General features: G+C 62.2%; 2 protein-coding genes and 1 pseudogene. All 3 read left to right on the top strand.

The genetic code is table 11. The features are described from left to right. Window positions 1-249 precede the first annotated feature (249 nt). On the top strand, window positions 250-504 hold the full coding sequence (locus tag QZX93_RS05120; protein WP_295393063.1) for a hypothetical protein: 255 nt from the start codon (window positions 250-252) through the stop codon (window positions 502-504). After that, the gene (locus QZX93_RS05115; RefSeq protein WP_295393062.1) at window positions 501-1811 is read left to right on the top strand and encodes a hypothetical protein; all 1311 of its coding nucleotides are present in this window, start codon (window positions 501-503) and stop codon (window positions 1809-1811) included. Before QZX93_RS05120 ends, QZX93_RS05115 begins: the two co-directional genes overlap by 4 nt. 201 nt (window positions 1812-2012) lie before the next feature. Then, window positions 2013-2123 (top strand): annotated as a pseudogene (locus tag QZX93_RS05110) (HU family DNA-binding protein); the annotation flags it as partial. Between the last annotated feature and the right edge of the window lie 158 nt (window positions 2124-2281).

The following is a 2281-nucleotide window of genomic DNA, read 5'->3' as shown; positions in this document are numbered from 1 at the left end:
GCTGCTTGTGCCGAATGAGATTGGATCTTATTTGCGCGGTTCGACCGCTACCAAACGCTTCAAAATGCATGAACCGCTCGCCGATGCCCGGGCGGCGAAGAATGGGATTCGTGATGAAAGGCGAGTTTTCTGCCAGGCACAATCTACATCGGTGATCCGCAGCCCATCGAGGCAACCCCGCCGGTCCAAAGGGTCACGATCGCCGGTCGGCAGGTCCTTTTACAAAGCTGGGCCGGGGAGGATGATGACGTGCAGGGTTTGACCGTCATTCTGCCCGACGTTCTGTCGGGCAAGACGGCGTTGGTGATGGGATGGGGCCCACGCGGCTCTTGGGCGAAGGACCGGGTCCGGATATGGGCGATCTTCAATTCGATCACACTTGCACAACCATCAGGCGTCTCGCCCGCAGCCGCGCCGAATGATGGCCAGCGATCGGGCCTGCAAAATGCCGACGGCTTCGATCCGGCAAAATACCTCGAACAACTGGGAGCCCGCCTCCAATGAACACCAACAGGATCACGCCCCGCGCCGGGCGAGGGGTTGTGGCAGGTGCCGCCCTTATCGCATCGGTCTTGCTCGCACTTGCGGACGTTGCCGCAGCCGACCCCGCAACCCCGGAACAGGTGCAGGAACGGCAGCGGAAAATGGTGGCGCAGGAGCTGTCAAAGCTAAATGCGGACATGCTCACGCTGCTGTTCAATCACATCGGGATAACTCCGAGTGTCGATTTCAACAACTGCATGTGTCCTGGCGGGTTCCACGCCTATGCCGGAGCGGATGCAGGCGGCCCGTGCCGGCGTATCGGGCCATTGGGGGGCACCAGTTGGACAGGCTATGATATGAACACACTGCTGGGCTGTGCAGCCAGTGTGCCGCTTGCCGACGGCAGCAACCTTCTGGACAAGGTCGCGCAGGCGGCAAAGCCCTCCCGGGCCTCGACCACGCCGACGGCCGACACCACCGGGGCAAAGCTGCGCAAGCAGGTCATCACGCTGGAGAAAGCCTGCCTGCCGGTGGGTGATCGCATCTATGCCATTCTGGACGAATACGACAAGCAATATGCCGGCTACGAACGCGCCGTCAAAGCCTTTGGGCATCCCACCTGGACAAGTGGCACGCCGCCGGCCCGGCCGGCCAGCGAGCCGCTGGTGGACGAGATTTATGCCGCCCTGCAGGCAGCGCCCGATCCTTGCGAACAGGCGGCCGAGGTCAACCTGATCGCCGAGCGCAGCAGCGTGCGCAGCACCACCGGCATGGCGGTGGATATTGCCGCGGTCTGGGTGGTTCCCGGCGCCGACGACGTTCTGGTCATGATCGCCAGGCACCCAGTCCTTGATCTGCTGTCCAACGCCAAGAACTTGGTCAAGTCGATGGACATCTGGCGCGACCAGCAAAAGGTCGAGGTCTACAGCGGCGCCATGCAGGAGGCGCGCAAGGTAATCCGTAGCAACCGCCCGATCACGCAGGGCGGCTATGACAGCATCACCGGCAGCTATGATGACGAATCGCAACTGCTGCGCGAAAAGGTGGCGCAGGCGCAGGTCGCGCTCGATGCAGGATTGAGCGAGATTGACAAGATGGCGCGTGACAACCGCCCGGTTTCCGGTGCCCCCGGCGCACAGCACATTCAGTTCGAGAACTCGATCAGGATGGAGGAAAACCACGCCTTCGGGGTCTATGACGAAGTCGTCCGCGACGTCTCCCTGCGGCTGAACCAGATCGCCTTTACCAAGGCAGCGCTGGAAAAGCACTTGGCACCCAGAATAGGTCTGTCCTGCGAACAATTCATTGCAAGTAACTGCCATGAATGACGCACGACCTGCCCCGTTTTGTTCCGACCCTTTGAGCTTAACCTGCCAATGAGACTTTCTTCCAGTTTGGATGAGCGCAACAGCGACAGGTCCGCGACCGTAGCAAGGATCTCGACGCCCGGCTGCGGTGAAGCGCTGCAGGCCCGACACCCAGTGCCGGGAGGTCGGTCGACCGGGTTCGTGCCGGACCAGGCCAATGACGTGCGCCTACGTTCGTTCGGGAATTTCGAACTACGCGAGAAGAAGGAGCGCCCCGGGCGCAATCCGAAGACCGGCGACGAGATCCCGATCACCGCCCGCCGTGTCGCGTCCTGTATCGTGGCCCATAATGTTCTTTATGTGAAGTGGACGGCGGGCGCTGCACGCCGACCCTGGTGCGGTCAGCGACGCCCTGTCGCTATAGAGGGCGTTGGAAGGCAGCTCACGACCCACACCAGACACCCGTGCTTCGCCGGCCGGGGTCCGCAGTC

The sequence above is a fragment of the uncultured Thiodictyon sp. genome, from assembly GCF_903946935.1.
GTDB lineage: Bacteria > Pseudomonadota > Gammaproteobacteria > Chromatiales > Chromatiaceae > Thiodictyon.
This window is presented reverse-complemented; position numbering and strand designations above follow the sequence as displayed.

Excerpts from the sequence above, each read along its gene's own strand:
- QZX93_RS05115 (WP_295393062.1), top strand. The coding sequence starts at position 501 with ATGAACACCAACAGGATCACGCCCCGCGCCGGGCGAGGGGTTGTGGCA.